This window comes from Allobosea sp. FG18 (assembly GCF_057809495.1).
Genome location: NZ_JBMDKB010000002.1, coordinates 79,948 through 105,228, shown reverse-complemented (window position 1 = coordinate 105,228; position 25,281 = coordinate 79,948). Strand labels below are relative to the sequence as shown.

Here is a 25,281-nt window from a genome sequence, read left to right as displayed (position 1 = left end):
GCCTCAGTAGCGCTTGACGCGGGCGACCAGCAGTCGCGCGATGACGAGGACGACGAAGGTGACGAAGAACAGGATGCAGCCGAGCGCGATCAGCGCGTTGAGCTGCAGGCCCAGCGCCTCGTTGAATTCGTTGGCGATGCGCGAGGCGATCGTCGAGCCGGGATCGAGGATCGAGGCCGAGAGCCGGTTGGCGTTGCCGACCACGAAGGTCACCGCCATGGTCTCGCCGAGCGCGCGGCCGAGGCCGAGCATCACCGCGCCGATGATCGAGACGCCGGCCTGCGGCACCAGCACATGGCGCACGACCTCCCAGGTCGTCGCACCGATGCCATAGGCGCTCTCGCGCAGCACGGAGGGGATCTGCTCCAGCATGTCGCGCGTGATCGAGGCGATGAAGGGGATGATCATGAAGGCCAGGATGATACCAGCCGTGAAGATGCCCAGCCCCGAGGGCGAGCGCGCATAAAGCACGGTGCCGACGATCGGCATGCCCTCGACGATGTTCGAGAGCGGGATCTGCACATAGGCCGCGAAGAGCGGCACGAAGACGAACAGGCCCCACATGCCGTAGATGATCGAGGGCACGGCGGCGAGCAGCTCGATCGCGGTCCCGACCGGCTTCTTGAACCAGGCCGGGGCGAGCTGCGTCAGGTAGACCGCGATGCCAAGCGAGAGCGGCACGCCGATCACCAGCGCGATCAGCGCCGTCGAGAGCGTGCCGACGATCGCCGGCCAGGCACCGTATTGCTCGTTCTGCGTATCCCAGACGCTGGAGGTGATGAAGCCGAGGCCGAATTCGCGGAAGGCCGGCCAGCCGCCGATCACCATCGAGGCCATGATGGCCGCGAGCAGCACCAGCACCAGCAGCGCGGCCGCGAAGCTGGCATTGCGGAAAACGAGGTCGAAGGTCGCCTTCGGCGCCTTCCGCACGATCGGCGTCGCGCCGGGAATGCTCGTCATGTCGGTTGCTGCGGTCATCCGCGAAGGCTCCGGTGGCGTTGCCGGGATCGTCGGATTACCCGCCCGACCCCAGCCCTCATCCTGAAGAGCGCCCGAAAAGGGCTCCTCAGGATGAGGGCTTGAAGAGTGCAGCGAGGCGGATCGAAACCCGCCTCGCCCGTGTCGCTGGCAGCGATCAGAAGATCGGCTTGCCGGAATTGTCGGTCACGCCCTTCCAGGCATTGCGGACCTGGTCCTTCACATTCGCCGGCAGGGCGACGTAGTCGAGGTCGCTGGCCAGCTTGTCGCCGGACTTGTAGGCCCACTCGAAGAACTTCAGCGCGGCCTGCACCTCTTCCGGCTTCTCCGGCTTGGCATGGACCAGGATGAAGGTCGCCGAGGTGATCGGCCAGGCTTCCGCGCCCTTCTGGTTGTTGAGCGAGATGCCGAAGCCCGGCTGCTCGCTCCAGTTGGCGTTGGCGGCGGCGGCCTGGAAGGCCTTCTCTTCCGGCGCCGGGAAGTTGCCGTCGGCATTCTTCACCAGGGCATGGGAGAGCTTGTTCTGCTTGGCATAGGCATATTCGACATAGCCGATCGAGTTGGCGACCTGCTTGACCGAGGCGGAGACGCCCTCATTGCCCTTGCCGCCGATGCCGACCGGCCACTGCACGGCGGTGTTGGTGCCGAGCTTCGACTTCCAGTCGGCCGAGACCTTCGACAGGTAGTCGGTGAACACGAAGGTCGTGCCCGAGCCGTCCGAACGGTAGACCGGGTTGATGTTCGCGTCCGGCAGGGTGACGCCGGCATTGAGCGCGACGATCTTCGGATCGTTCCACTTCTTGATGTCGCCCATGTAGATCTGGGCGATGATCTCGCCCGAGAGCTTGAGCTTGCCCGGCTCGACGCCGGCGATGTTCACGGCCGGCACGACGCCGCCCATCACGGTCGGGAACTGGATCAGGCCGTCCTTGGTCAGGTCTTCGCCCTTGAGCGGGGCGTCGGTGGCGCCGAAGGCGACGGTCTTGGCCTTGATCTGGCGGATGCCGCCACCCGAGCCGATCGACTGGTAGTTCAGTCCGGTGCCCGTCTCCTTCTTGTAGGCCTCGGCCCACTTCGCATAGATCGGAAAGGGGAAGGTCGCGCCGGCGCCGGTGATGTCGGCAGCCTGGGCGGAACCGGCGATCCCGGCGGCAACGGCCGCGAGAACGAGAATCTTGCGCATGTGAGATGTCCTCATCTGGTCGCTCTATCTAGCGGCCCTGTCAGAACACCCTCTGTATGACAGCCAAATGACAATCCGTCATGAAAGCTGTCACGAAGGCCTGTCATGCACGGGCTGGCCGACGTGGATGATCGGGAATCCTCCCAGCTGGCACCACTCTTGTCATTCCGGGGCTTCGCGCAGCGGAGAACCCGGAACCCACGACCAGGCGAGCCCTTGGCAACCGCATGATCGCGAACGCGAACCCAGTCGTGGGTTCCGGGTTCGCGCCTGCGGCGCGCCCCGGAATGACAAGCGGGTCGCTCGAAACCGCCAAGCGTCACCCAAGCTTAGCCGTTGGCGTGCCCGGCCGCGAAACGCGGCAGGATCGCCCTGAAGGTCGCGCCCTCGCCCGGCTTGCTCTCGATCGTCAGGCGCCCGCGGTGGCGCAGCACGATATGCTTGACGATGGCGAGGCCCAGGCCGGTGCCGCCCGTCTCGCGGCTCGCGGCGGTGTCGACCCGGTAGAAGCGCTCGGTCAGGCGCGGCAGATGCTCCGGCGCGATGCCCGGCCCGTGGTCACGTACGCTGAAGCTGGCCTCGCTCTCGCCGGTCTCGACGGTGATCGCAACCTCCCCACCGGGCTTGCCGTATTTGATCGCGTTCTCGACGAGGTTCTCCATCAGGCGCAGCAATTCGTCGCGGTCCCCCGGCACCTGCAGCGCCTCGCGCGGCGTCTTCAGCGCCAGCGTGACATCGCGCTCGCGCGCCATCAGCGTCAGTGAATCCACGATCTCGCGGGCGATGCCGGCGAGATCGACCGGGGTATCCGGCGCGACATGGGCCCGCTGCTCGATCCGCGACAGCGAAAGCAGATCATCGACCAGCCTGGCCATGCGCAGGCCTTGCTCGCGCATGATGGCGAGGAAGCGCTCCCGCGCCCGCTCGTCGTTGCGCGCCGGCCCCTGCAGGGTCTCCACGAAACCGAGCAGCGAGGCCAGAGGCGTACGCAATTCATGACTGGCATTGGCGACGAAATCGACGCGCATGCGCTCGATCACGCGCTGCTCGCTCAGGTCCTGGAAGGTCAAGAGCGTCGCATGGCGCAGGCCGCTGTCACGCAGCGCGGCGATATGGATGCGGAAAGTCCGCTCGACCGGCACCCGCTCGACGAGCTCGACGGTCTTGCGGCCGCCCTCCAGCGCCACCTGCTCGATCGCATCGTTGAGATCGGGGTCACGCAGCACCAGCGCGAGAAGCTTGCCGACGGCAACACCGGGGATCAGCGCCTGCATGGCCGGGCTCAGCGCCTGCGCCACGCCCTGTCCGTCGAGCAGCACGGCCGGCGCACCGATCGCCTCGATCACGTCCCGCACCAGCGCGGCATTGGAAGCGGAGAGATCGACCATGGGAAGCCCGGAGACAGACGGCGGATGCCGACGGGGCCTCTTCCTGAGCGGAAGCGCGGCAGGCGTCAATTCCCTTCCGCGACCCGGAGCATTTTCGAGCGAAGTGGACACCGGTTCGCGTGAAGAACCGAAGGGCCGCGTCAGCGAACATGCGACAAAACAAGGAGCTGGAGCTATCGCGCCATTCGGGGAATTGCGGAATTGCTCTAGCCGGCTAGGCTGCTTGTGAAAGAGGAGCCTGCCGATGGCGAAGAAATTCTCGGGTTCGCACGTGAAGGAACCGATCGTCGTGCCGTCGGAAGATCACGCCAAGCCGGCCAAGACCCGCACCAAATCCAGCAAGGCGAAAGACTTCGATATCGAGGCCGACAGCCTGCCGGAAGCCATCATCGACGCCGCCTACCACAGCGGGAATTTTCCTTATGGCAAGCGGATGAAGCGCAAGCGCTACAACCGCGAGATGGAACCGCTGCAGATCGAATTGCAGAAGCTGAAGCGCTGGGCGAGCAAGCATGGCGAGCGCGTCGTCATCGTCTTCGAGGGCCGCGACGGCGCCGGCAAGGGCGGCACCATCGCCCGCTTCACCCAGCATCTCAATCCGCGCCAGGCCCGCATCGTCGCCCTGTCAAAACCTTCCGACACCGAGCGGGGCCAATGGTATTTCCAGCGCTATGCCGTGCGGATGCCCACAGCCGGCGAGATCGTGTTCTTCGACCGCTCCTGGTACAATCGCGCCGGCGTCGAGCGCGTCATGGGCTTCTGCAAGCCCGAGGAGACCGAGCACTTCCTGCGTGAGGCGCCTGCCTTTGAAGGTATGCTCGCGCGCGACGGCGTGCGCCTGATCAAGCTCTTCCTGACCATCGGGCGCGAGATGCAGATGACGCGCCTGCACGCCCGCTGGCACGACCCGCTCAAGCGCTGGAAGCTCTCGCCGATCGACTTCGAATCCATCCCGCGCTTCGACGACTACTCCCGCGCCTTCGACGAAATGCTCTCCCGCACCTCGACCGAGGCCGCGCCCTGGCATGTCGTGCGCAGCAACGACAAGCTCCGCGCCCGCCTCAACGCCATCCGCCATGTCCTGCGCATGGTCCCCTACAAGGACAAGGACGAGTCGGCGATCGGCACGCTGGACGAGGAGATCGTCATTCCGGTCAGCCGCTATCTCGATGATGGCGGCGAGCCCGAGGGCGGGTAGCATCTCGGCCGCCTCAAGACCCGATCGCCTGGTCCGTTTCCTCCAGCCATGACGATCGCGCTCGTCAGTACTGCATCGCCCGGGCGCGGGCGTTGCCGATATGGATGCTCATCTCGTCCGCGGCGCGCTCGGGATCGCGGCTCTCGATCGCGGCGATGATCTTGAGATGGTCCTGCATCACCGGCACCAGGATGTGGTTCTGGATGCGCGTCTCGTATTGGCGGATCAGCCGGATCTTCAGCCAGGTCACGCGGAAGGCCTGGCTGACGATGTCGTTGTCGAGATGGTCGATGATCGCTTCGTGCATCAGGCGATCGACATCCTCGGCATCCTCGATCAGGCGCTCGTCTCCGCCGGCCTCGGCCCGCGCGATGATCGCCTCGTGACGCGCGCGCTGCTCGGCGATCTCGTCGTCGGTGGCGTTCTGGGTGTAGAGCGCCGTCGCCTCCTTCTCCAGGAAGAGCCGAAACTGGAAGGCGTTGCGGATCAGGTTGAGGTCGACATGGGCGACCTGCATGCCGCGCTGCGGCACGGTCTTGATCAGCCCCTCCGCCTCCAGTCGCGGCACCAGCTCGCGGATGGCGCCGAGCGGAAAGCCGGTCATCGCGACGAGTTCGCGCTGTGTCACGAACTGGCCGGGCTTGATCTCGCGCGCCAGCAATCGCTCGGTGAAGGAGGCATAGGCGCGCTCCCGCAGCTTCAGCGGTTCGCCCTCGCGCGGCTCCTGCTCCGGCTCGTTCACGGTCTCTCCTTCCGGTTTCCTTCTCAGGCCGCTTTCGCCTGCGTGATCGAATCGAAGGCGGCGAAGAGCCGCTTGCGGGTCGCCGCATCCAAAGCCTCCAGCGGCGGGCGCATCGCGCCATAGCCGGGATCGCCATGGATATGGCCGACCAGCGCCTTCACCGCCGCCAGCACCGGATGCGAGCAGATCTCGTCGACCAGCGCGTTCACCACAGGGCTGTCCTTGCCCTCATAGACCATCGGGCGCACCAGCTCCGGCACCAGGTTGGAGACGCCGCAAATCGTGCCCTGCGCGCCATTGCGCACCGCCTTGGCGAGCTGGCGTTCGTCGCCGACCAGGATGGCAAGCTCGCCATGCGCCTTCAGCAGCGCCTCGGTATTGGCATAGCTGCCGGAGGAATCCTTCACCCCGATGACCAGCCCCGGAAACGCCGTCTTCAACCGCTCGACCAGCGCGATGCTGATGTCGACCGCCGTCACCGAGGGGATGTGGTAGAGCACGACATTACGCGCCGCCGGCCCCAGCTTCTCGAAGAACTGCGAGAACCAGGCATAGAGCCCGTCATCGCTGACGCCCTTGAAGTAGAAGGGCGGCGCGACGAGCAACCCCTTTGCCCCGGCATCGAGCGCGAGCTGCGCCTGCTCCACCGCCTCATGCATCGAGGCCGCGGCGATACCGGCATAGATCTGCCTGGCCGGATCGATCCCCGCCCCGATCAGCGCGCCCATCATCGCGGTGCGCGCCGGAAGACCCAGTGCGGCGCCCTCGCCCGTCGTGCCGAACAGTGTGACGGAATCGCAGCCGCGCGCCAGCACGTGCCGGGCATGGTGGACGAGACGCGGCAGGTCGATGCCGCCGCCCTCCCGCATCGGGGTGGTGATCGCGCAGGAAAGGCCGAAGCGGGTCTGGTCGGAGGCCATGGAATGAGCTTTCAGGACTGAGCGTTGACTGACATGTTAGTATGAAGACAGAACTGCCCGCAAGCAGCTCCCGAGGCCTTTGCTAGCCGTCCTTGAGACCTCCGGCGGAGAGGCCGGCGACGATCTGGCGCTGGGCGACGACGGTGACCAGCAGCACCGGCAGCGTCACCAGAAGCGCCGCCGCCGCCAGCGGTCCCCAGGAGATCTGCTCGAAGGTCAGCGAGTTGTAGACGGCCGAAGGCAACGTCCGGCTCGCCTTGCCGCCGAGCACGACCGAGAAGATGAAGTTGTTCCAGGAGAAGATGAAGGCGAGGATGCCACCGACGACGATGCCGGGCTTGGCCAGCGGCAGCGCGACATGGCGGAAGGCCTGCCAGGTCGTGGCGCCGTCGATGCGCGAGGCATCCTCCAGTTCCATCGGAACGTTCTCGAAATACCCGATCATGATCCAGACGATAATCGGGATGGTGATGACGAGATGGGTGATCACCAACGCCGTAATGGAGCCCACCAATCCTGTGATTTGAAACAACAGGAAGAGCGGGATCAGGTAGGACAGGGCCGGCGTCATCCGCGCGACCAGGATCAGCACCGCGAACTTATGCGCCTTGCCGCGCGCGATGCCGTAGCCGGCGGGCACGCCGACCAGCAGGCCGAGCAGCACCGCCCCGCCCGTGACCAGGATCGAGTTCCAGAGATAGAGCCCGAAATTGTTCTGCGCGAAGACATCGACATAGTTCTTCAGCGTCGGCGGGTTCGGGATGAAGACCGGCGGGAAGGCGGTATTGTCGAGCTCGTTCTTGAGCGAGAGCGAGATCATCCAGAGGAAGACCAGCACCGCCGGCGAGACCAGCACGAAAACCGAAGCCCAGAAGCCGAACTTTTTGAGCGTGCGGTTCATGGACGCTCTCCCCTCGCCACGCTGCGGCAAGAAAGGACGCCGTCATCCCGGATGGAGCGAAGCGGAGCTCCGGGATCCATCGTAGAGCGCCGAGCCCTCCGATGGATCCCGGGGCAAGCCCGGGATGACGGTGCGTGGACATCCACACGAAGAGCCAAGGCGATGAAGCTGATAGACTCACTCATCACGCGTTCCACTTCGACTTCTGCCGGGCATAGAGCAGCAGCAGCGAGAGCATGATGATGATGACGAAGAAGATCACCACGACGGCCGAGGCGTAGCCGATCTTGTAGAACTGGAAGGCCTGCAGATAGAGGAAGATGTTCAGCGTCTCCGACGCCGTGCCCGGCCCGCCCTGCGTGATCACGAAGATCGTGTCGAAGGCCTTCAGCGCGTCGATGGTGCGGATGACGATCGCCACCATGATGAAGGGCCAGACCAACGGCAGCGTGATATGCCGGAACATGTGCCAGTCATTGGCACCGTCGATCAGCGCGGACTCGTAGGGTTCTCGCGGCAGCCCGGCCAATCCGCCGAGCACGATCAGCATGACCAGCGGCGTCCAGTGCCAGACCTCGACCAGAACCAGCGTCGGGATCACCGTCGACGGCTCGTAGACCCAGCCGGACGGTCCGATGCCGACGAGCGAGAGCAGGTAGTTCAGCACGCCGAGCTGGGGGTGGAACATCATCGTCCAGACCAGCGCGACAGCGACCGGCGTCGCCATCATCGGCATGACGAAGATCGTGCGCAGCAGGCCCCGGAACGGGAACTCGCGATGGAAGACCAGTGCCGCCGCGGTGCCGAACACGATCGGCAGCACCACCGCCAGCACGGTGAAATAGGCCGTATGCCCCATCGACTCGATGAAGCGCTGATCCTTCATCAGCTCGACGAAATTGCCGAGGCCGACGAACTCCACCCCGCCGCCGATCTTCCAGTCCTGCCCGGACATGTAGAGCGTGAACAGCCAGGGGAAGACGATCACGGCCCCGATGACCAGCACCGCCGGCAGCGAGAACAGCCAATAGCGCGGCGTGAAATCCGCCGAGGCCGAAGCGGCGCCCGCAGGCGCCGGGCTGGCGAGATCGGCTGGCAGGGACGTGCTGGTCATGTGGTCTGCTTCACTTAAAACCCATCGTCATGCTCGCCCTTGTGGCGAGCATCCACGTCTTGAACACGGACCTCGGTCAGCGAAGACGTGGATGGTCGGGACAAGCCCGACCATGACGCTTCCTGCCTTGAGTTGCCTCAGCCCTGCTCGCTCTTGGCGAGCACCGGCGCGAAGGTCTCGGTCGCCTTCTTCAGCTCGGCCGCGACATCCGCTCCGCCGATCGCATTGGTCAGCGCCACCCCGAACACGTCGCGGAATTCGGTCACCGGCACGATCTGCGGCAGGCCGGCCCGCGCGATCTTGGCCGAGGCCAGCAGGCAGTCGAAATACTGCTTGCCGAACTTGGACTGCGCGATCGTCTCGGTATCGAGATAGGCCGAGGAACGGCCCGGCGCGCCCGCGCCGGCCTTGAGCATGGCGATCTGGTTCTTCTTGTTGGTCATGAACTGCAGGTAGAGCCAGGCCGCCTCCTTCTTGGAAGAGCCGCGCGAGATGCCCATGCCGTCGGCGAACATGCCGGCATGATGCGCCTTCGGCCCCGGCGGCGTCACGCCATAGCCGACCTTGCCGACAATGCGCGACTTGGTCGGGTCCTCCAGCGGCGTGGCGAAGCCGATGCCGTCGAGCCACATCGCGGCGCGGCCCTGCATGAAGGTGGTCTGGCACTCGTTCCAGTTGAAGCCGACCTGGCCGACCGGCCCGGTCTCCTTGTTGAGCTTGCGATAGAGATCGGCCGCCCAGATCGCCTCCGGCGTGTCGGTCTGCAGCTTGCCGTCCGGCGAGGTCGTCTCCATGCCCTGCCCGAGCATCAGCGAGGTCCAGACCGGGACGTTGGCGTTCTTCAGGCCGCGCGAGACGAAGCCGGCGACGCCCTTCGCGGGATCGTGCAGCTTCTGCGCGACGGTGAACATCTCGTCCATCGTCTTCGGATAGGCCACGCCCTTCGCGTCGAAGAGCTCCTTGTTGTAGTAGACCATCCAGTAATCGACGAAGAACGGGATCGTATCGAGCGCCCCATCGGCCTGCCGCGCATAGGCGACCGGGCCGGCGCCGAAATCGGCGAAGTCGAAATCGGGCGCGGTCAGCGACGGGTTCTTGATGAAGGGCTCGAGATTCTCGAACCACTTGCCCTTGGCCGCCATCCGCTTCTGCACATGCAGCGAGATGCCGCTGACATCGAAGCTCGGCTTGCCCGAGGCGAACTCGATCACCGCCTTCTGGCGCTGCTGCTGCTCGGGCACCTGCTCGGCCGAGACCTTGATGCCGGTGAGCTCGGTGAACTCCTTCTCCGCCGCCTGCATCAGGTCGGAGCGCGGGTTCTTGACCAGCAGCACGTCGATCGACTGGCCGGAGAATTTCTTCCAGTCGAACGCCCCTTGCGCCTGCGCCTTGCGCAGCACGAAGGGCGAGGCGATCGCGGCGGCGCCACCGGCCAGCAGCACACGACGGGTCGGCTTGAGAATGCTATCGGTCATCGACGTCCTCCCCAGGACTTGAACACGGCCCGTTTCGGGCCCTTGATGGCGCGCGGAACACGAGGCGCAGACCGCCTCCCGCATCCGTGATCGGGCTGGACGCTAATCTCCTTTCGGGCCGGTTGCAAGCTAACATGTTGGCGTGCACATAGTGTCACCACGCCATCCCTCTCCGCCGCCAGATCCCCTGCGAGAGCCGCCCGTGACGAGCCCGCCCCGCATCGATTCCCACCAGCATTTCTGGCGGCTTTCCCGCGGCGACTATGGCTGGCTGACACCGGCCCTGAAGCCGATCTACCGCGATTTCGAGCCCGCCGATCTCGCCCCGCATCTCGCGCAGCACGACATCGTCTCGACCATCCTCGTCCAGGCCGCACCGACCGAGGCCGAGACGCATCACCTGCTCGCCATCGCCGCCGCCACGCCCTTCGTCGCCGGCGTCGTCGGCTGGACCGATTTCGAGGCACCCGACGCCCCCGCCCGCATCGCCGCGCTCGCCGCCGATCCGCTGCTCGTCGGCTTGCGCCCCATGGCGCAGGACATCCCCGATCCCGACTGGCTCGCGAAGCCCGCCCTCGCTCCGGCCTTCGCGGCGCTCAGAGAGCACGGCCTCGTCTTCGACGCGCTGGTGAAGCCGCCGCAGATCCCCGCCCTCCTCAAGTTGCTGGAGCGCGAGACGGAACTGCCCGTGGTCATCGACCACGGCGCCAAGCCCGACCTGACCGGCACCGATCTCTCCGCCTGGCGCGGCGGCATCGCGGCGCTGGCGGCACGGCCGAACACGACCTGCAAGCTCTCCGGCCTCGTCACCGAAGCCGGCCCCGGCTGGCGCGAGGCGACGCTGGCGCCCGCCGTCGCCCAATTGCTGGCCTGTTTCGGGCCAAAGCGCCTGCTCTGGGGCAGCGACTGGCCGGTCGCGACACTCGCCGCTGCTTACGACCAGTGGCTCGCTGCCGCCGAGCGCCTCACCGCGACACTCAACGAGGCCGAGCGCGCCGCGATCTTCGGCGGCAACGCCGCCCGCATCTACCTGACGAAGAGGGGCCGCCGCCCGTCATGCTGAAAAACCTCGACCCCGTCCTCTCCGCCGACCTGCTCTGGGTGCTCGCCGCGATGGGCCATGGCGACGACCTCGCGCTGGTCGACGCCAACCACCCCGCCGAAACCATCGCCAGCTCGACCACCAGCGGCCGCCTGATCCGCCTGCCCGGCCTGACGATGCAGCGCGCCGCCCGCGCCATCCTCTCGGTGCTGCCGATCGACGATTTCGAGCCCGAGCCTGTCAGGCGCATGGAAGTGGTCGGCGATGCCGCCTCGATCCCCGATGTCCAGCGCGCCGTGCAGGCCGAGATCGACCGGGCGATCGGCCGCCTCTCGCCTCTCGTGGGCATCGAGCGCTTCGCCTTCTATGAGCAGGCGCGACGGGCTTTCGCGGTCGTGCAGGTCGGCGACCCCCGTCCCTATGGCTGCTTCCTGCTGCGCAAGGGCGTCATCGCCGGCGAGCCGGGCTAGAGCAATTCCAGCAAAAGTGCGAAGCGGTTTTGCGTCCGGAATTGCGCAAGAACAAAAGGTTAGAGCAATTTCGGCGAACCTGTGTTCGCCGGAAATGCTCTAGCTCACGAACCCTTGGCGATGGCCTGCTTCAGGCGCGCGACGGCCTCGACCGCGCCGGAGCGGACCGTGACCTCCAGCGTCGGCGCCTCGCGCTCGATCATCGCGATCAGCGTCTCGGGCGTGATCTCGGCGCGCTGCTGGGTGAGCTTCAGCACGGCGTTGGCGATAATGTTCGGCCAAAACGCCGCCCCGCCCTTGGCCAGCCCCTTGGCCTTGCGGCCCTCGAATTCCTGGGCGAGCTGTTCGGGGGTCTTGCGGGCCATGATGTCGTTACCTCCAAGCCATTCCAGCAAAAGTGCGAAGCGGTTTTGCGTCCGGAATTGCGTCAAAACAAAAGGCTGAAGCTTTGGAGGCGAACTCTGTTCGCCGGAAAAGCTACAGCGGATTAAGCCGCTGCCTATCACGAAATGCCGGCTTTTGCTGTGGCATCGGATGTGCCCGGAAAATGGATTCCCCTTTCCGGTCCGATGCACTAGCAGGAGCGGCGCCCGAGGCTTGAGCCGCGATGCGGCCGCCCGTTCAGGACCAGACCATGCCCCGCCTCGCCTTGCTTGCCGCCCTTGCCGGCCTCCTCCTCGCCGCCCCGGCCGCCGCCCAGATCACCGACCGGGAGCTGAACTGCGCCGACTGGCTGAAATCCGGCGGCCACCGCAAGAGCGAATACTCGGCCACTGTCACGGCAAAGATCAGGGCCTTCTGCGCCGCCAATCCGAAGATGAAGGCGATCGACGCCGAAATGACGATGACGGGGGATTGAGGGGCGCGGCCTCTTTCCTTCTCCCCTCGGGGGAGAAGGTGGCAGCGCGCAGCGCTGACGGATGAGGGTCGCCTTGTACCGGCGCGTGTCCTTCCCTCATCCGTCTGTTTCGCAGACACCTTCTCCCCCGAGGGGAGAAGGAACGCACACCGAATCCCCGCCCGCGTTGCCGCGTGCGTTGATCGATGAGGGGCAGCGGAGCGCCGCGAGGCGCGGAGGTATCGGGCCGCTTCCATTGAGCCAGGATGCGGCGCGGATGGATTGAGCCACCATCCGCACGCCCCGTGGCGCTCCGCTCGACGGCGTTCTTAAGTCTCCGGGCCGCGCTTATACGGCAGGGCGTTTCGCTGACCTGCGGGCCTCGACGCCAGTTCGGCAGAGACGCTTGCGCGATCTCCTTTGTCTCGTGCAGCGGATGATCCCGAAAAGGGCTAAGCCGTTCTCGGTCCGCTGCCGGCCTTGTCGCGTCCTGGCCCCGCAGATGCGGTGCCGCCATGCCTTCCAGCGAGCTCCTCGCACAGGGATCGTAATGTCCCCAGGGCGGTGCCCCGAAGCCTCCCGGGAGTGGGTCGTAACCCCACCCGCAGGCGCCGCCCCCGCCCCGCCAACGGCATACCTCCGGATGGCTGCCCCTCGGGGACGAGGTGGGGTGAGAATAGGGGCGAGGCGCGAGGGCGGGGATAAGTTTTCTGAACGGCTGTGGTTAGGCGCGCGGAACCCCTCTCCCGAATGGGAGAGGGGCAGGGGTGAGGGACTGCCGTTGATCGCGAGGGCTCACGCGTTCAACATCCGCGCCCGATGACAACCGAACAGCGACAATTCGCTCGACAACTCCGAGGACACGCCACCAAGCCGGAGGACATCCTCTGGTCGCTGCTACGCAACCGCCAGCTCGACGGACTGAAGTTCCGCCGGCAGGTTCCTCTGCTCGGCTACACAGTCGATTTCATCTGCATCAACCGAAAGCTGGTGGTTGAAATCGACGGCCGGCAGCATCGCTGGGAAGCGGACTACGATGTCGCGCGGAGGGAGGAAATTGAACGCTACGGCTTCAAGGTGATCCGCTTCAGCAATGCCGAGGTGTTGGATGACAGGGACATGGTTATCGCTGCCATTCGCAGGACTATTGGCGGATAGAGTTCGCGCCCTGCTCTCTCATCGCGACTTAACCTCAACCACTCCGAATAAGGCGCGGGGAACCCTTCTCCCGTGTGGGAGAAGGGCAGGGATGAGGGCCTGCCCTATCCGCAAAGAGTCGCAACGGGCTCCGCCGCGTTCCAATAATCGGCGGCGGTCCCTCACCCCTGCCCCTCTCCCATCCGGGAGAGGGGTTCCCCGCGCCCCATCGGCTTCAGCACAGCATAATCGCATTGCGGGCGGAGCTTAGCGTATGACACTCACCTCACACTTAATGGTGTTTTAAGTTATTGATTCGTATATATTTTCTTGAAAGAGGTGATTCGTGACCGACAGCACTTACAATCTCAATGGTGGTTTCAAGCCAACCACCAAACGGTTTGCCGACCTGAACGGACCGGACTTCTTTCCGACCCCCGCTTGGGCGACCCACGCGCTGATCGACAATGAATCTTTCAACGGTGAAATTTGGGAAAGTGCCTGCGGAAATGGGGCAATGTCCCGAGTCCTCGAACACGCGTCTCGGTCTGTGATCAGTTCCGATCTATACGATCGAGGCTACGGCGACTCGGGGATTGACTTCCTTCAAGCGAAGCGTCGCGCCGACAACATCGTGACCAACCCACCATATAACGCGGCTGAGGGCTTCGTTAGATCTGGCGTTAGCCAAGCAAAACACAAGTTCGCGCTCTTGTTGCGGCTTGCTTTCCTTGAGGGCGCCAACCGCGCAAACACTATTTTCTCTCAATGCCCGCCAAGCCGCGTCTGGGTATTTAGCGAGAGGATCACCTTCTATCCCGCAGGCGCTATTCAACAAGGCAGCGGCACCACCGCTTACGCGTGGTTCGTCTGGGACAAAGACGCACCTAGCGGGACTGAATTGAAATGGTTCAAACCCGGCTATAAGCACCGCTTCAACTAACGGTGCCTCACTTCATACTCGATAGCCGACGCCCGGAACGTGGGTCAGGTGGCCGTCGTGAATAAAGTTTCCGGGAGTTTGATAGTGCGACCTAATATTTCGCACCAACTGATGCCACATCGGCTCGCCAGGGCGCGTAACTGAAGGGGCAAGGTTAGCTGCGCTCAGTCGCACGTGGTTTGGAATTTCGCGATAGGCACGCTTGTAGGTACAAAGACCGCCATTTGCATTCGCGATCTGAACGACTCCGCGTGCGATGTCATTTTCGTCGGCCATCATATCCCCCGAGAGCTATCGCGAGTAAGATTTTCTCATGCAATTAAAATGGGCAAGGCAAACTTCAACCTAAGGCTCTGCTACCTTAGCGTCACTTGACTCCCCCCGCCCTCCCATCCTACCCCCATCGACGGGACACGCCCCCCCAACGGGGCGCGCCCATCTGTAAGGATGGAGACATCGATGGCGAATACTGCTCCGGCCACGCGTCCGCGCGTGCCTAATTTCTCGTCCGGCCCCTGCGCCAAGCGCCCCGGCTGGGCCCTCAAGAACCTCTCCGACGCCCCGCTCGGCCGCTCGCATCGCGCCAAGATCGGCAAGGGCAAGCTGAAAGCTGCGATCGACCTGACGCGCGAGGTGTTGCAGGTCCCCGCCGATTACCGCATCGGCATCGTGCCAGCCTCCGATACCGGCGCCGTCGAGATGGCGCTCTGGTCCCTGCTCGGCGCCCGCGGCGTCGACATGGTCAGCTGGGAAAGTTTTGGCGCCGGCTGGGTCACCGATGTCGTCAAGCAGCTCAAGCTCGCGGATGTCCGCACCTTCGATGCGCCCTATGGCGAATTGCCGAACCTCAAGAAGGTCGACACCAAGAACCGCGACGTCGTCTTCACCTGGAACGGCACCACCTCGGGCGTGCGCGTCGTCGACGCGAGCTGGATCGCCGACGATCGCGAGGGGCTGACCATCTGCGACGCCACCTCCGCCGCCTTCGCCCAGCGCCTCGACTGGCCCAAGCTCGATGTCGTCACCTTCTCCTGGCAGAAGGTGCTCGGCGGCGAGGCCGCGCATGGCATGATCGTGCTCTCGCCCCGCGCCGTCGCCCGGCTCGAAAGCTACAAGCCGGCCTGGCCGCTGCCGAAGATCTTCCGCATGACCTCGGGCGGCAAGCTGATCGAGGGCATCTTCACCGGCGAGACCATCAACACCCCCTCCATGCTCGCGGTCGAGGACTATATCGACGCGCTGGAATGGGCCCGGAAGGTCGGCGGGCTCGACGGCCTGGTGAAGCGCGCCGACGGCAATGCCCGCGTCATCGCCAAGTTCGTGCGCGAGAACGACTGGATCGACTTCCTGGCCGTGAAGCCGAAGACGCGCTCCAACACGTCGGTGTGCCTGAAGTTCACCGACCCGGCCGTGACGGCGCTGCCGGCGGACGCGCAGGCGGCCTTCGCCAAGCAGGTCGTCTCGATCATCGAGAAGGCCGGCGCCGGCTACGATCTCGGCCATTACCGCGACGCCCCTCCCGGCCTGCGCATCTGGTGCGGCGCGACCGTCCAGTCGCGCGACGTGAAAGCGCTGCTGCCCTGGATCGCCTATGCCTTTGCCGAAGCGAAGGCAGCGCTTGGCAAGAAGGCGGCGTAAGCGCGACCTAAGCCCCCTCTCCCCTCGGGGGAGAGGGTTGGGGTGAGGGCAACGCGACAGTCGCCGCTGGCCCTCGCCACCGCCAACGTTTTCGACCTGCGCTGCCCTCATCCGTCTCGGCTTCGCCGAGCCACCTTCTCCCCCGAGGGGAGAAGGAGAGCTGCGCCCCTCCCCCTTCTCAGCGCCAGACCGCTCCTCTTAGCTAGCGCGGCGCCAGCCGGAGCTTCCCATGCCCGCACCCAAAGTCCTGATTTCCGACGCCCTCTCCCCCGCCGCCGTCCAGATCTTCAAGGACCGTGGCATCGACGTGACCTTCGATCCGAACCTCGGCAAGGACAAGGACAAGCTCGCAGCGATCATCGGCGCGTATGACGGCCTCGCCATCCGCTCGGCCACCAAGGCGACCGCCAAGCTGCTGGAGCAGGCGACGAACCTCAAGGTCATCGGCCGCGCCGGCATCGGCGTCGACAATGTCGAGATCCCCGCCGCGACCGCGCGCGGCGTGATCGTGATGAACACGCCCTTCGGCAACTCGATCACCACTGCCGAGCACGCCATCGCCATGATGTTCGCGCTCGCCCGCCAGATCCCCGCGGCCGATACCTCGACCCAGGCCGGGAAGTGGGAAAAGAACCGCTTCATGGGCGTCGAGATCACGGCCAAGACGCTCGGCCTGATCGGCGCCGGCAATATCGGCTCGATCGTCGCCGAGCGCGCCATCGGCCTGAAGATGCGCGTCATCGCCTATGACCCCTATCTCTCGCCGGAACGCGCCGTCGCGCTCGGCGTCGAGAAGGTCGAGCTGGAAGACCTGCTGAAGCGCGCCGACTTCATCACGCTCCACGTCCCGATGACCGAGAAGACCAAGAACATCCTCTCGGCCGAGAACCTCGCCAAAACCAAGAAGGGCGTGCGGATCATCAACTGCGCCCGCGGCGGCCTCGTCGACGAGCAGGCGCTGGCCGATCTGATCAAGTCCGGCCATGTCGCCGGCGCAGCCTTCGACGTGTTCTCGGTCGAGCCTGCCGAGACGAACCCGCTCTTCGGGCTGGAAAACGTGGTCTGCACGCCGCATCTCGGCGCCTCCACCAACGAGGCGCAGGAGAATGTCGCGCTGCAGGTCGCCGAGCAGATGAGCGACTACCTGCTCAAGGGTGCCATCACCAACGCGGTGAACTTCCCCTCGATCACGGCGGAAGAAGCGCCGCGCGTGAAGCCTTTCGTCGATCTCGCCGAGAAGCTCGGCTCCTTCCTCGGCCAGCTCACCGAAGCCGCCGTCAAGGGCATCCGCATCGAATATGAGGGTGCGGTCGCGAGCCTCAACCTCAAGGCGATCTCGGCCGCCGCGATCACCGGCGTGCTCAGGCCGTTCCTGCCCGAGATCAACATGGTCAACGCGGCCATGATCGCGAAGGAGAAGGGCATCGTCGTCGAGGAGCTGACCCGCGAGGTCGCCGGCAATCTCGAAAGCGTCATCCGCATCGTCGTCGATGCCGAGGACATGCCGCGCCATGCCTCCGGTACCGTCTTCCATGACGGCAAGCCGCGCATCGTCGAGATCCGCGACATCCAGGTCGATGCCGAGTTCGCGCCGCACATGCTCTATGTCCGCAACGCCGACAAGCCGGGCTTCATCGGCCAGTTCGGCTCGCTGCTCGGCGGCGCCGGCGTCAATGTCGCGACCTTCGCGCTCGGCCGCGACAAGCCCGGCGGCGACGCGATCTGCTATGTCTCGGTCGACGAGCCGATCTCGGACGAACTGCTCGACAAGATCCACGCGATCCCGATGGTCAAACGCGCCCGGCGCCTGCGCTTCTGATCCGCCGGTCCGGCGCCCCAGCGCCGCCGCAATTCTCGTCCCCTGTGGTGCACGCCACAGGGGATTTCCATGTCTGCCCGCCTTCGCCTCGCCGCTGTTGCCCTCGCCTGCCTGACGGCCGTTCCGGCCCTCGCCGACTGGGACCGCGACAAGCTCGACAAGGCGATCGAAGGCATCGAGCAGGCCTCCAAGGGCCGGCTCGGCGTCGCGCTCATGGACCTGCGTGACCGCCAGCTCTGGTCGCATCGCGGCTCCGAGACCTTCCCGATGCAGAGCGTGTTCAAGCTGCCGCTGGCGGTCGCCGTGCTGCAGCAGGTCGAGGCCGGCAAGTTCAGGCTCGACCAGCCGATCACCGTCACCCGCAAGGATTTCTCGCTGTTCCACAGCCCGCTGGCCAAGGCCTTCAAGGGCGAGCGCAACGACTACCCGCTGCGCGAACTGATCCGCCTCGCGGCCGGCGAGAGCGACAACACCGCAGCCGACCTGCTCATGCGTGAGATCGGCGGGCCCCAGGTGGTGACCAAGATGCTGCGCGACGGCGGCGTCCAGGGCATGTCCATCGATCGCTACGAACGCCTGTTCCAGCCGGAGATCTACGGGCTCAAAGGCTTCGGCTGGGATGAGGTCGTCGACGAGAAGGCCTTCCGCGCCGAGCTCAAGGCGATGCGGCCGCGCCTGCGCATCGCCAACCTGTCGAATGCGTTGAAGGACAAGCGCGATGCCTCGACACCGGAAGCGAGCGCGCAGTTCCTCGAGGCCTTGGCCAAGGGCAACTGGCTGCGCGACCCCGCCCACACCGCCTTCATCGAGAAGATCGTCGCGGAATCGAAGGTCGGCACCGACCGGCTCAAGGCCGGCCTGCCGGCGGGCACGCGCTTCGCCCATCGCACCGGCCTCGGCCTCACCACGGACGGCATCAACCACGCCACCAACGATATCGGCGTCGCGACCCTGCCGGATGGCCGCCGCTTCGTCATCGTGACCTATCTCGCCGGCTCGCGCGCCGATGCCGACGAGCGCACGGCGGCATTGGCGGATGTGGCGCGACTTGCGGTCTCGGCGCTGCGCTGAGGCCCTATCGCCCCAGCCGCTCGGCGATGAAGATGCCGCCGAGCACCAGCGCCAGCGCCAATGCATGATAGAGCCCGAAGGGCTCGCCGATGATCAGCACGGCCAGGATCGGCGCGAAGACCGGCACGAGATTGACGAAGACGCCGGCCCGGCCGGGCCCGATCAGCTCGATCGCCCGCATGAAGGACAACTGCGAGACGATCGACGGGAAGATCACCGTGAAGGCGAGGATCAGCCAGCCCTGCGGCGTCGGGATATAGGAGCGGCCGAGCGCGATCTCGGTCGCGAGCAGCGGCAGCGAGGCCACGCAGGCGAAGCTCGCCATCGCCGTGAAGAAGACGAGGCCCGGCACCGGCGGCCGCTTGCGCACGCCGACCGTGAAGCCGGCATAGAGCACGCAGGCGATGATCATCAGCAGGTCGCCCGGCACGAAGCGGAAGGCCATGAGGATATGGATGTCGCCCCGGCTCGCCGTGACCGCGACGCCGAGCAGCGTCACCGCGACGCCGATCCCCTGCATCAATGTGATCTTCGTGCGGAACACCAGGAAGGCGCCCATCAGCACGAAGACCGGGATCGAGCCCTGCAAGATGCCGATATTGATCGCGCTGGTCGAATAGGCCGCGAGATACATCAACGTGTTGAAGGTGGTGAAGCCGAGCGTGCCGAGCACGGCGATGAGCCGCCAATGCGCGCGCAGAACCGGCCAATGCGTGCGCAACTGGTCTCGCAGCAGCCAGGGCATGATCGCGCAGACCGCCACCCAGCGCAGCGAGGTCAGCATCATCGGCGAGATGTTGTCGACGGCGAGCCGGCTCGCCACGGCGTTGCCGCCCCACATCAAAGTGGTCAACACCATCAGCAGATAGGCATTGCCCCAGGCGCGTTGCAGCCAGGTCTGGGTAGGGTGCACGTTTCCGCCCTGTTGCGAGAAAGGGCTCATGCAATACCCTTGCGTGTACCCGGCTCATATGAGATCGGGCGCACACCTGCCCGTCGCCCTGCGCATCCCTTGCGGAACATCCCGATGATCGAAACCAGCGCCCGCCCGCTCCGCCTGCTCTTCGTCGACGGTAACATGCGCGACACTCGCGAAGGCCTGCGCCAGTCCTATGGCATGGCCTATGGCGAGGCCTATGCGGCCGAGATCGCGGCGTTCGAACCCGGCATCGTCTCCGATATCTGCCTGCCGGCCGACGAGGGCGCGAACCTCCCCGACGGCGAAGGGCTCGAATCCTATGACGGCATCTTCCTGACCGGCTCGGCCCTGCACATCTACGACACCGCCCCGCCGGTGACCCGCCAGATCGACCTGATGCGTGCGATCTATGCCAGCGGCACGCCCTGCTTCGGCTCCTGCTGGGGCATCCAGGTCGGCTCCGTCGCGGCTGGCGGCACGGTCACCGCCAACCCGAAGGGCCGCGAGACCGGCTTCGCCCGCAGGATCGCGCCGACCGAGGTCGGCAGGAACCACGCGCTGCTCGCCAGCCGCCCGGCCGCCTTCGATGCCCCCGCGATCCATCTCGACACCATCGCCCTGCCGGCGCATGGCACGACGATCCTCGCATCCAATGCCTACAGCCAGGTCCAGGCCGCGGAGATCAAGCATAATGGCGGCACCTTCTGGGGCGTGCAGTACCACCCCGAATTCTCGCTGAAGCAGATCGTCGCGATCCTCGATCGCCGCGTGCCGCTGATGATCAAGGAAGGCTTCCGCAAGGACGAGGCTTCCGCGAAAGCCTGGCTCGACGACATGCTGACGCTCGATGCCGAGCCGAACCGGCAGGATCTCGCCTGGGCGCATGGCCTCGACCGCGAAGTGCTCGACACCGAGCGCCGCGTCACCGAGCTTCGCAACTTCATGGAGCATCGCGTCAAGCCGCATGCCAGCGCCCGCAGCCGCGCCTGAGCCGTCCATCTCGCGCCATCACGATCCACGCCGACGCCGACACGAAGGCTTTGGCACCACGCGGGTCATCCCGGGCTTGACCCGGGATCCATGCCAGAGCGCTTCCGGCGAAGGTTCCGGCATGGATCCCGGATCTCCGCTTCGCTCCGTCCGGGATGACCCGCCTCTTGTTGGCAAGCGACGTATCCGTAGCCTTGCCATCCGGTTCTCTAGTGGCTAGCTAGGCACCGCGAGGCCACGACCTCCCCCAACCTGGGACATGTGCCGGGACGACCCGGCAAACCATGGGGGACCCGCTATGGCGTGGCTCTATCTCTTTTCCGCCGGCATTCTCGAGATCGTCTGGGCTTTCACCATGAAGCAGTCGGACGGCTTCACGCGCCCGGTGCCGACCGCGATCACCATCGTCACGATGATCGGCAGCTTCGCCCTGCTCTCGCTGGCGATGCGCTCGCTGCCGCTCGGCACGGCCTATACGATCTGGACGGGCATCGGCGCGGTCGGCGCCTTCATCGTCGGCGTCATCGTGCTCGGCGAGGCGCTGACGCCGATGCGGATCGCGGCAGCGACGCTGATCGTCTCCGGCCTCGTCATGATGAAGCTCTCGGCGAGCTGACGGCGGCAGCGTAGGCAGGCCCTGTCGCTCCTGCGAATGCAGGATGTTTCGCAAACCCGCCCCGCCTATCCGCATTCCGGCCCAATTCCGCCTTGGACACGCCGAATTCGGCAGTGTCTATCACGGTGACGTGATTGCGATCTGGAGGGGATGATTTCGATGCGAAGCCATATTGCCGCCGCCCTGATTCTGGCACCCGGCCTCGCCGCCGCGGCCGAGACCGAATTGTCGAGCCGGATCGACCGCGTCACGGTCTTTCCGGATGGGGCAGTGGTGACACGCCTCGGCAAGACCAATCTGCTGCAGGGCGCCTCGCAAATCGTGCTCCGTGGCCTGCCGGCGACGATCGACCCCGCTTCGATCCGCGTCGAGGGCAAGGGCGACGGCACCTTCTCGGTCGGCGCGGTCGATGTCCGTATCACCCCCGGCGATGCCAAGCCCGTGCTGGACACGGTGCTGGAAGAAAAGCTCAGGACGCTGCGCGACGAGAAGGAGAAGCTCTCCGGCCAGATCGGCGCGATCGAATCGAAGCGCGCCACGATCGAGCGTTTCGCGCAGGTCGGCCCCGACAAGCTCGGGCCCGACGGCAAGGCCCTGCCCGTCGCCGATTGGCCGGCGGTGTTCGAGGCGATCGGCACCGCGCTGGTCAAGGTCCAGGACGAATTGCGCGGCACCCGCAACCGCCTCTCCAATGTCGAGGCCGAGATCGCCGCGCTGGAGCGCGCCCGCCCGCAAGCCGGCCGTCCCGGCGCGCCGAAGCGCGACATTGCCATCGCCGTCGAGGCGCCGCAGCCGGTCGCGGCCGAGTTCACGGTGACCTATCGCGTCACCGGCGCGAACTGGACGCCGACCTACGAGGCGCGCCTGACGACGACCGGCGAGAAGCCGGAGATCGCCCTGACGCGCCGCGCCGAAATCCGCCAGCGCAGCGGCGAAGCCTGGGACGATGTTGCGCTCACGCTCTCGACCACGCGCTCGACGGGGGGCACCCGCGCACCCGACCTCACCCCGATGCAGGTCGCCTTCTTCGAGCCGCAGATCATGGCCGAGGCCCGTGCGCGGGCCCAGGCCTTGGCGCGTAAAGCGGAAGCGGAGAAGGCGGCTCCGGCCTCGGCGCTGCAGCGCCGGGCGGCAGGCATGGCCGTCCCGGCAGCGCCTGCACCCGAAGACAGCCTCGCCAAGCCGGTCATTGCGGCGGATGTCACTGAGGCCGCGATCGAAGCCGGCGCGTATCAGGCCAATTTCCAGGTGCCCGGCCGCGCCACGATCCCGCAGGACGGCAATTCCAAAACGGTGACGCTGACCCAGCGCAAGGCCGAGGCGACGCTCGCCGCGCGCACCGTGCCGGAGCTGGAGCAGAAGGCCTATCTGGAGGCCGGCTTCACGCATGACGAGGAGGCGCCGCTGCTCGCCGGCCGCATCGCGCTGCATCGCGACGGCACCTATGTCGGCATGGGCCAGTTCAATCTCGTCGCGCCCGGCGACAAGGTCGAGCTAGGCTTCGGCGCCGACGACCGGATCAAGGTCTCGTTCGCGCCGGTGAAGCGCCGCGAGAACGAGCCGAGCTGGCTCGGCCAGACCCGCACCGATCTGCGCGAATTCCGCACGGTGGTGAAGAGCCTGCACGCCAAGCCGGTCAAGGTCACCGTACTGGAGCGCATCCCCTTCTCGGAGAGCAGCGGGATCACGGTCGAGACCATCGCCGCCCAGACCACGCCGCCGACCGAGAAGCAGGTCGGCGACCGGCGCGGCGTCGCCTCATGGACCTTCGATCTCGCCGCAGGCGCCGAGAAGGAGATCAAGCTCGCCTACCGCATCAAATGGCCGGGCGACCGCGAGCTCTCCTACGAGGAGCAGCCGCTGCCGGGGCGGTGAGCCGGAGGCCTTCGCCTCAGAGCGTCAGACCCATCTCGATCTCGCGCTTGCGGCCGAGATCGTTCATCCAGGTGCGGAATTGCGGCTGCGCCTCGATCTGGTGGGCGTAGTGCCGCCGCAGCGCCTGGGTCAGCCGGCCGCTACGGCCGAGCTGCTCGTCGGCGAAGCCGATCATCACCGAATTCGGCCAGGCCTGCGGCCGGATTTCGCGCAGACGTGCGAACAGCGCATCCTCGTCCTCGGCCGCATCGGCCTGCGCCATCAAGGTCATCATCGCCGCCGTCGAGCGCGAGATGCCCATATGGCAATGCACCAGCAGATGACCCTTCACGCGGCCCGTCGCCGTCTCGCGCAGGCCCTCGCCGAAGCCGATGATCTCGTCGACATGCTCAGGCGTCGGCATGATCTGGCCGGGCTTCGGGTCGATGATGTCATGGAAGCGCAGCGTGACGCGATGATGCTCGCCATAGGTCCCGAAGGCCTCGATCTCGGCCCGGTCAGGATCGAGCACGGAGAGCACATGCGTCACCTCGCGGGCGCTGTTGCCGGGCAGTTCATCGATGCCGCAGATCGTCAGGGTCGAGATAGACAGGGTCTTCATGGCGCGCCTCCGCTGCGGAGCCAGCCGCTTACCGCTGCTGCGCCGGCTACACAACCGCCGGGAATGACGGGCTGCCCTGCATGATTGCAGCCGGCCCCGCAGGGCCGGCCGCGATGCTCGTCATCAGGCGGCCTTGGCCTGTCCGAGCTCCTGATCGACGACGCCGACCCAGTAGCGCACGCCGTCCGGGATGATCGCGTCGTTGAAATCGTAGATCGGCGTATGCAGGCCGGCAGAGCTGCCGTCCGGATTGACGCCGTTGCCGATGAACATGAAGGCGCCGGGTCGCGCCAGCATCATCTCGGCGAAATCCTCGCCGCCCGTGCTCGGCGCAAGCTTGTCCTCGACGCGCTCGGCGCCGACCGCCGCGCTCGCCGCAGCGACGCCGACAGTGACCTGCTCGGCCGCGTTGATCAGCGGGCTGGTGCCACGACGGTAAAAAGCTTCCGCCTTGCAGCCCCAGGCCTGTGCCGCAGCCGCCGCGAGCTCGACGATGCGGCGCTCGACGATGTCGCGCACCTCAAGCGAGTAGGTGCGGGCCGTGCCGCCGATGACGAGCTCGGACGGAATCACGTTCGAGGCGTTGACGTCGCCGCCATGGATGAAGCCGACGCTGATCACCGCCGTGTCGAGAGGGGCGACGTTGCGGCCGACGATGCCTTGCAGGCCGAGCACGAAATGCGCCTGGGCATAGGTGATGTCGGTGGAAAGATGCGGCTGCGAGCCGCCATGGCCGCCGACACCGCGGAAGGTGACCTTCCAGCTATCGGCCGCCGCCAGGAACGGGCCGACATTGATGCCAAAACTCGAGGCCGGCATGCCGGGCACGTTGTGCAGGCCGTAGATCGCATCGCAGGGGAAGCGCTCGAACAGTTTGTCGGCGAGCATGGCGTTGGCGCCGCCGCGGCCTTCTTCGGCCGGCTGGAAGATCAGGTTGACGGTGCCCTCGAAATCACGGTTCTCGGCGAGATAGCGCCCGGCCGCGAGCAGCATCGTGGTATGCCCGTCATGACCGCAGGCATGCATCCGGCCCGGATTCTTCGAGGAATAGGGCAGGTTCGTCGTCTCATCGAGCGCCAGACAATCCATGTCGGCGCGCAGGCCCACGGCCCGGCCGGGCTTGTTGCCGCGGATTACGCCGACGACCCCGGTCTTGCCGACATTCTCGGTGACCTCGACGCCCCACTCACGCAGCTTGTCGGCGACGAGCTTGGCGGTGCGGACCTCTTCGAGGCCGAGTTCGGGATGCTCATGGATGTCGCGGCGGATCGCGGTGAAGGCGGCGTGATGCTGGTCGAGCCAGGCGTCGAGCTTGGTCATGATCGGTACTTTCCCCTCTCCTGCGGCATCGGGAACGTGAGCTCAGACGATGTCCCGATCCGCTCCATGGCGTAGAATTCTTCGAAATACGTCGAACGTCTCG

24 protein-coding genes are annotated in these 25,281 nt (G+C 65.9%); 12 read left to right on the top strand and 12 right to left on the bottom strand.

Annotated elements, in window-relative coordinates; all coding sequences use genetic code 11:
* Positions 1 to 3: 3 nt before the first annotated feature.
* The 3 genes from pstC to ACODTJ_RS02670 form a co-directional block, all read right to left on the bottom strand.
* A complete protein-coding gene (gene pstC, locus ACODTJ_RS02680) occupies positions 4 to 978 on the bottom strand; it encodes a phosphate ABC transporter permease subunit PstC (RefSeq protein ID WP_454655696.1) in 975 nt (324 codons plus the stop codon).
* A 157-nt stretch (positions 979 to 1,135) separates the two neighbouring features.
* Positions 1,136 to 2,161 carry a phosphate ABC transporter substrate-binding protein PstS gene (pstS, locus tag ACODTJ_RS02675; RefSeq protein ID WP_454655695.1) on the bottom strand — a complete coding sequence of 342 codons (1,026 nt, stop codon included), beginning with the start codon at positions 2,159 to 2,161 and terminating at the stop codon, positions 1,136 to 1,138.
* A 329-nt stretch (positions 2,162 to 2,490) separates the two neighbouring features.
* On the bottom strand, positions 2,491 to 3,549 hold the full coding sequence (locus ACODTJ_RS02670) for an ATP-binding protein (protein ID WP_454655694.1): 1,059 nt from the start codon (positions 3,547 to 3,549) through the stop codon (positions 2,491 to 2,493).
* Between the two features lie 244 nt (positions 3,550 to 3,793).
* Here ACODTJ_RS02670 and ppk2 point away from each other — a divergent pair, with 244 nt between their 5' ends.
* Positions 3,794 to 4,747: a polyphosphate kinase 2 gene (gene ppk2 / locus ACODTJ_RS02665; protein ID WP_454655693.1), complete on the top strand. Its 954-nt coding sequence runs from the start codon at positions 3,794 to 3,796 to the stop codon at positions 4,745 to 4,747.
* A gap of 64 nt (positions 4,748 to 4,811) precedes the next feature.
* On the opposite strand, the gene ACODTJ_RS02660 is transcribed toward ppk2, so the two are convergent.
* The 5 genes from ACODTJ_RS02660 to ACODTJ_RS02640 all read right to left on the bottom strand — a co-directional run bounded on the left by ACODTJ_RS02660 (position 4,812) and on the right by ACODTJ_RS02640 (position 9,899).
* Complete coding sequence (locus tag ACODTJ_RS02660) at positions 4,812 to 5,489, bottom strand: GntR family transcriptional regulator (protein ID WP_454655692.1); 678 nt, start codon at positions 5,487 to 5,489, stop codon at positions 4,812 to 4,814.
* Between the two features lie 23 nt (positions 5,490 to 5,512).
* The gene (locus ACODTJ_RS02655) at positions 5,513 to 6,409 is read right to left on the bottom strand and encodes a dihydrodipicolinate synthase family protein (RefSeq protein WP_454655691.1); all 897 of its coding nucleotides are present in this window, start codon (positions 6,407 to 6,409) and stop codon (positions 5,513 to 5,515) included.
* An 82-nt stretch (positions 6,410 to 6,491) separates the two neighbouring features.
* On the bottom strand, positions 6,492 to 7,310 hold the full coding sequence (locus ACODTJ_RS02650; protein WP_454655690.1) for a carbohydrate ABC transporter permease: 819 nt from the start codon (positions 7,308 to 7,310) through the stop codon (positions 6,492 to 6,494).
* Between the two features lie 184 nt (positions 7,311 to 7,494).
* Entirely contained in the window at positions 7,495 to 8,424 is a 930-nt protein-coding gene (locus ACODTJ_RS02645; protein WP_454655689.1) for a carbohydrate ABC transporter permease, read from the bottom strand.
* Between the two features lie 137 nt (positions 8,425 to 8,561).
* The gene (locus ACODTJ_RS02640) at positions 8,562 to 9,899 is read right to left on the bottom strand and encodes an ABC transporter substrate-binding protein (RefSeq protein WP_454655688.1); all 1,338 of its coding nucleotides are present in this window, start codon (positions 9,897 to 9,899) and stop codon (positions 8,562 to 8,564) included.
* A 202-nt stretch (positions 9,900 to 10,101) separates the two neighbouring features.
* Here ACODTJ_RS02640 and ACODTJ_RS02635 point away from each other — a divergent pair, with 202 nt between their 5' ends.
* Positions 10,102 to 10,962 (top strand): amidohydrolase family protein, encoded by an 861-nt coding sequence (locus ACODTJ_RS02635; RefSeq protein ID WP_454655687.1) that lies wholly within the window; start codon positions 10,102 to 10,104, stop codon positions 10,960 to 10,962.
* The gene (locus tag ACODTJ_RS02630; protein WP_454655686.1) at positions 10,956 to 11,411 is read left to right on the top strand and encodes an RbsD/FucU family protein; all 456 of its coding nucleotides are present in this window, start codon (positions 10,956 to 10,958) and stop codon (positions 11,409 to 11,411) included. Before ACODTJ_RS02635 ends, ACODTJ_RS02630 begins: the two co-directional genes overlap by 7 nt.
* A gap of 104 nt (positions 11,412 to 11,515) precedes the next feature.
* On the opposite strand, the gene ACODTJ_RS02625 is transcribed toward ACODTJ_RS02630, so the two are convergent.
* Positions 11,516 to 11,776, bottom strand: coding sequence for a hypothetical protein (locus ACODTJ_RS02625; RefSeq protein WP_336811037.1), 261 nt, complete (start codon positions 11,774 to 11,776; stop codon positions 11,516 to 11,518).
* Between the two features lie 269 nt (positions 11,777 to 12,045).
* Here ACODTJ_RS02625 and ACODTJ_RS02620 point away from each other — a divergent pair, with 269 nt between their 5' ends.
* The 6 genes from ACODTJ_RS02620 to bla all read left to right on the top strand — a co-directional run bounded on the left by ACODTJ_RS02620 (position 12,046) and on the right by bla (position 18,857).
* A complete protein-coding gene (locus ACODTJ_RS02620; protein ID WP_488847520.1) occupies positions 12,046 to 12,270 on the top strand; it encodes a hypothetical protein in 225 nt (74 codons plus the stop codon).
* A gap of 798 nt (positions 12,271 to 13,068) precedes the next feature.
* Positions 13,069 to 13,407: an endonuclease domain-containing protein gene (locus ACODTJ_RS02615; RefSeq protein ID WP_454655684.1), complete on the top strand. Its 339-nt coding sequence runs from the start codon at positions 13,069 to 13,071 to the stop codon at positions 13,405 to 13,407.
* A 325-nt stretch (positions 13,408 to 13,732) separates the two neighbouring features.
* Positions 13,733 to 14,329, top strand: a complete 597-nt coding sequence (locus ACODTJ_RS02610; protein ID WP_454655683.1) for a hypothetical protein — start codon at positions 13,733 to 13,735, stop codon at positions 14,327 to 14,329.
* Between the two features lie 459 nt (positions 14,330 to 14,788).
* Positions 14,789 to 15,967: a phosphoserine transaminase gene (locus ACODTJ_RS02605; protein ID WP_488847519.1), complete on the top strand. Its 1,179-nt coding sequence runs from the start codon at positions 14,789 to 14,791 to the stop codon at positions 15,965 to 15,967.
* 229 nt (positions 15,968 to 16,196) lie between these two features.
* Positions 16,197 to 17,786 (top strand): phosphoglycerate dehydrogenase, encoded by a 1,590-nt coding sequence (gene serA, locus ACODTJ_RS02600; protein WP_454655681.1) that lies wholly within the window; start codon positions 16,197 to 16,199, stop codon positions 17,784 to 17,786.
* A gap of 69 nt (positions 17,787 to 17,855) precedes the next feature.
* A complete protein-coding gene (bla, locus tag ACODTJ_RS02595; RefSeq protein WP_454655680.1) occupies positions 17,856 to 18,857 on the top strand; it encodes a class A beta-lactamase in 1,002 nt (333 codons plus the stop codon).
* Between the two features lie 4 nt (positions 18,858 to 18,861).
* Here bla and ACODTJ_RS02590 read toward each other — a convergent pair whose 3' ends face one another.
* The gene (locus tag ACODTJ_RS02590; protein WP_454655679.1) at positions 18,862 to 19,800 is read right to left on the bottom strand and encodes a DMT family transporter; all 939 of its coding nucleotides are present in this window, start codon (positions 19,798 to 19,800) and stop codon (positions 18,862 to 18,864) included.
* Positions 19,801 to 19,884: 84 nt separating this feature from the next.
* Between ACODTJ_RS02590 and ACODTJ_RS02585 the strand changes: the two genes are divergently transcribed.
* From ACODTJ_RS02585 to ACODTJ_RS02575, 3 genes are all read left to right on the top strand, one after another.
* The gene (locus ACODTJ_RS02585) at positions 19,885 to 20,766 is read left to right on the top strand and encodes a type 1 glutamine amidotransferase (RefSeq protein WP_454655678.1); all 882 of its coding nucleotides are present in this window, start codon (positions 19,885 to 19,887) and stop codon (positions 20,764 to 20,766) included.
* A gap of 298 nt (positions 20,767 to 21,064) precedes the next feature.
* Positions 21,065 to 21,382 carry a DMT family transporter gene (locus ACODTJ_RS02580; protein WP_454655677.1) on the top strand — a complete coding sequence of 106 codons (318 nt, stop codon included), beginning with the start codon at positions 21,065 to 21,067 and terminating at the stop codon, positions 21,380 to 21,382.
* A 159-nt stretch (positions 21,383 to 21,541) separates the two neighbouring features.
* Positions 21,542 to 23,257 (top strand): mucoidy inhibitor MuiA family protein, encoded by a 1,716-nt coding sequence (locus tag ACODTJ_RS02575; RefSeq protein WP_488847518.1) that lies wholly within the window; start codon positions 21,542 to 21,544, stop codon positions 23,255 to 23,257.
* Positions 23,258 to 23,273: 16 nt separating this feature from the next.
* Here ACODTJ_RS02575 and ACODTJ_RS02570 read toward each other — a convergent pair whose 3' ends face one another.
* Both ACODTJ_RS02570 and ACODTJ_RS02565 read right to left on the bottom strand, forming a co-directional pair.
* On the bottom strand, positions 23,274 to 23,858 hold the full coding sequence (locus tag ACODTJ_RS02570) for a tyrosine phosphatase family protein (protein ID WP_454655675.1): 585 nt from the start codon (positions 23,856 to 23,858) through the stop codon (positions 23,274 to 23,276).
* Between the two features lie 123 nt (positions 23,859 to 23,981).
* Positions 23,982 to 25,178 carry a M20 aminoacylase family protein gene (locus tag ACODTJ_RS02565; protein ID WP_454655674.1) on the bottom strand — a complete coding sequence of 399 codons (1,197 nt, stop codon included), beginning with the start codon at positions 25,176 to 25,178 and terminating at the stop codon, positions 23,982 to 23,984.
* Positions 25,179 to 25,281 lie beyond the last annotated feature (103 nt).

Coding starts and splice junctions, on each gene's coding strand:
- pstC (WP_454655696.1), bottom strand. CDS start 978: ATGACCGCAGCAACCGACATGACGAGCATTCCCGGCGCGACGCCGATC.
- pstS (WP_454655695.1), bottom strand. CDS start 2,161: ATGCGCAAGATTCTCGTTCTCGCGGCCGTTGCCGCCGGGATCGCCGGT.
- ACODTJ_RS02670 (WP_454655694.1), bottom strand. CDS start 3,549: ATGGTCGATCTCTCCGCTTCCAATGCCGCGCTGGTGCGGGACGTGATC.
- ppk2 (WP_454655693.1), top strand. CDS start 3,794: ATGGCGAAGAAATTCTCGGGTTCGCACGTGAAGGAACCGATCGTCGTG.
- ACODTJ_RS02655 (WP_454655691.1), bottom strand. CDS start 6,409: ATGGCCTCCGACCAGACCCGCTTCGGCCTTTCCTGCGCGATCACCACC.
- ACODTJ_RS02650 (WP_454655690.1), bottom strand. CDS start 7,310: ATGAACCGCACGCTCAAAAAGTTCGGCTTCTGGGCTTCGGTTTTCGTG.
- ACODTJ_RS02645 (WP_454655689.1), bottom strand. CDS start 8,424: ATGACCAGCACGTCCCTGCCAGCCGATCTCGCCAGCCCGGCGCCTGCG.
- ACODTJ_RS02640 (WP_454655688.1), bottom strand. CDS start 9,899: ATGACCGATAGCATTCTCAAGCCGACCCGTCGTGTGCTGCTGGCCGGT.
- ACODTJ_RS02630 (WP_454655686.1), top strand. CDS start 10,956: ATGCTGAAAAACCTCGACCCCGTCCTCTCCGCCGACCTGCTCTGGGTG.
- ACODTJ_RS02625 (WP_336811037.1), bottom strand. CDS start 11,776: ATGGCCCGCAAGACCCCCGAACAGCTCGCCCAGGAATTCGAGGGCCGC.
- ACODTJ_RS02620 (WP_488847520.1), top strand. CDS start 12,046: ATGCCCCGCCTCGCCTTGCTTGCCGCCCTTGCCGGCCTCCTCCTCGCC.
- ACODTJ_RS02615 (WP_454655684.1), top strand. CDS start 13,069: ATGACAACCGAACAGCGACAATTCGCTCGACAACTCCGAGGACACGCC.
- ACODTJ_RS02605 (WP_488847519.1), top strand. CDS start 14,789: ATGGCGAATACTGCTCCGGCCACGCGTCCGCGCGTGCCTAATTTCTCG.
- serA (WP_454655681.1), top strand. CDS start 16,197: ATGCCCGCACCCAAAGTCCTGATTTCCGACGCCCTCTCCCCCGCCGCC.
- bla (WP_454655680.1), top strand. CDS start 17,856: ATGTCTGCCCGCCTTCGCCTCGCCGCTGTTGCCCTCGCCTGCCTGACG.
- ACODTJ_RS02590 (WP_454655679.1), bottom strand. CDS start 19,800: ATGAGCCCTTTCTCGCAACAGGGCGGAAACGTGCACCCTACCCAGACC.
- ACODTJ_RS02585 (WP_454655678.1), top strand. CDS start 19,885: ATGATCGAAACCAGCGCCCGCCCGCTCCGCCTGCTCTTCGTCGACGGT.
- ACODTJ_RS02580 (WP_454655677.1), top strand. CDS start 21,065: ATGGCGTGGCTCTATCTCTTTTCCGCCGGCATTCTCGAGATCGTCTGG.
- ACODTJ_RS02575 (WP_488847518.1), top strand. CDS start 21,542: ATGCGAAGCCATATTGCCGCCGCCCTGATTCTGGCACCCGGCCTCGCC.
- ACODTJ_RS02570 (WP_454655675.1), bottom strand. CDS start 23,858: ATGAAGACCCTGTCTATCTCGACCCTGACGATCTGCGGCATCGATGAA.
- ACODTJ_RS02565 (WP_454655674.1), bottom strand. CDS start 25,178: ATGACCAAGCTCGACGCCTGGCTCGACCAGCATCACGCCGCCTTCACC.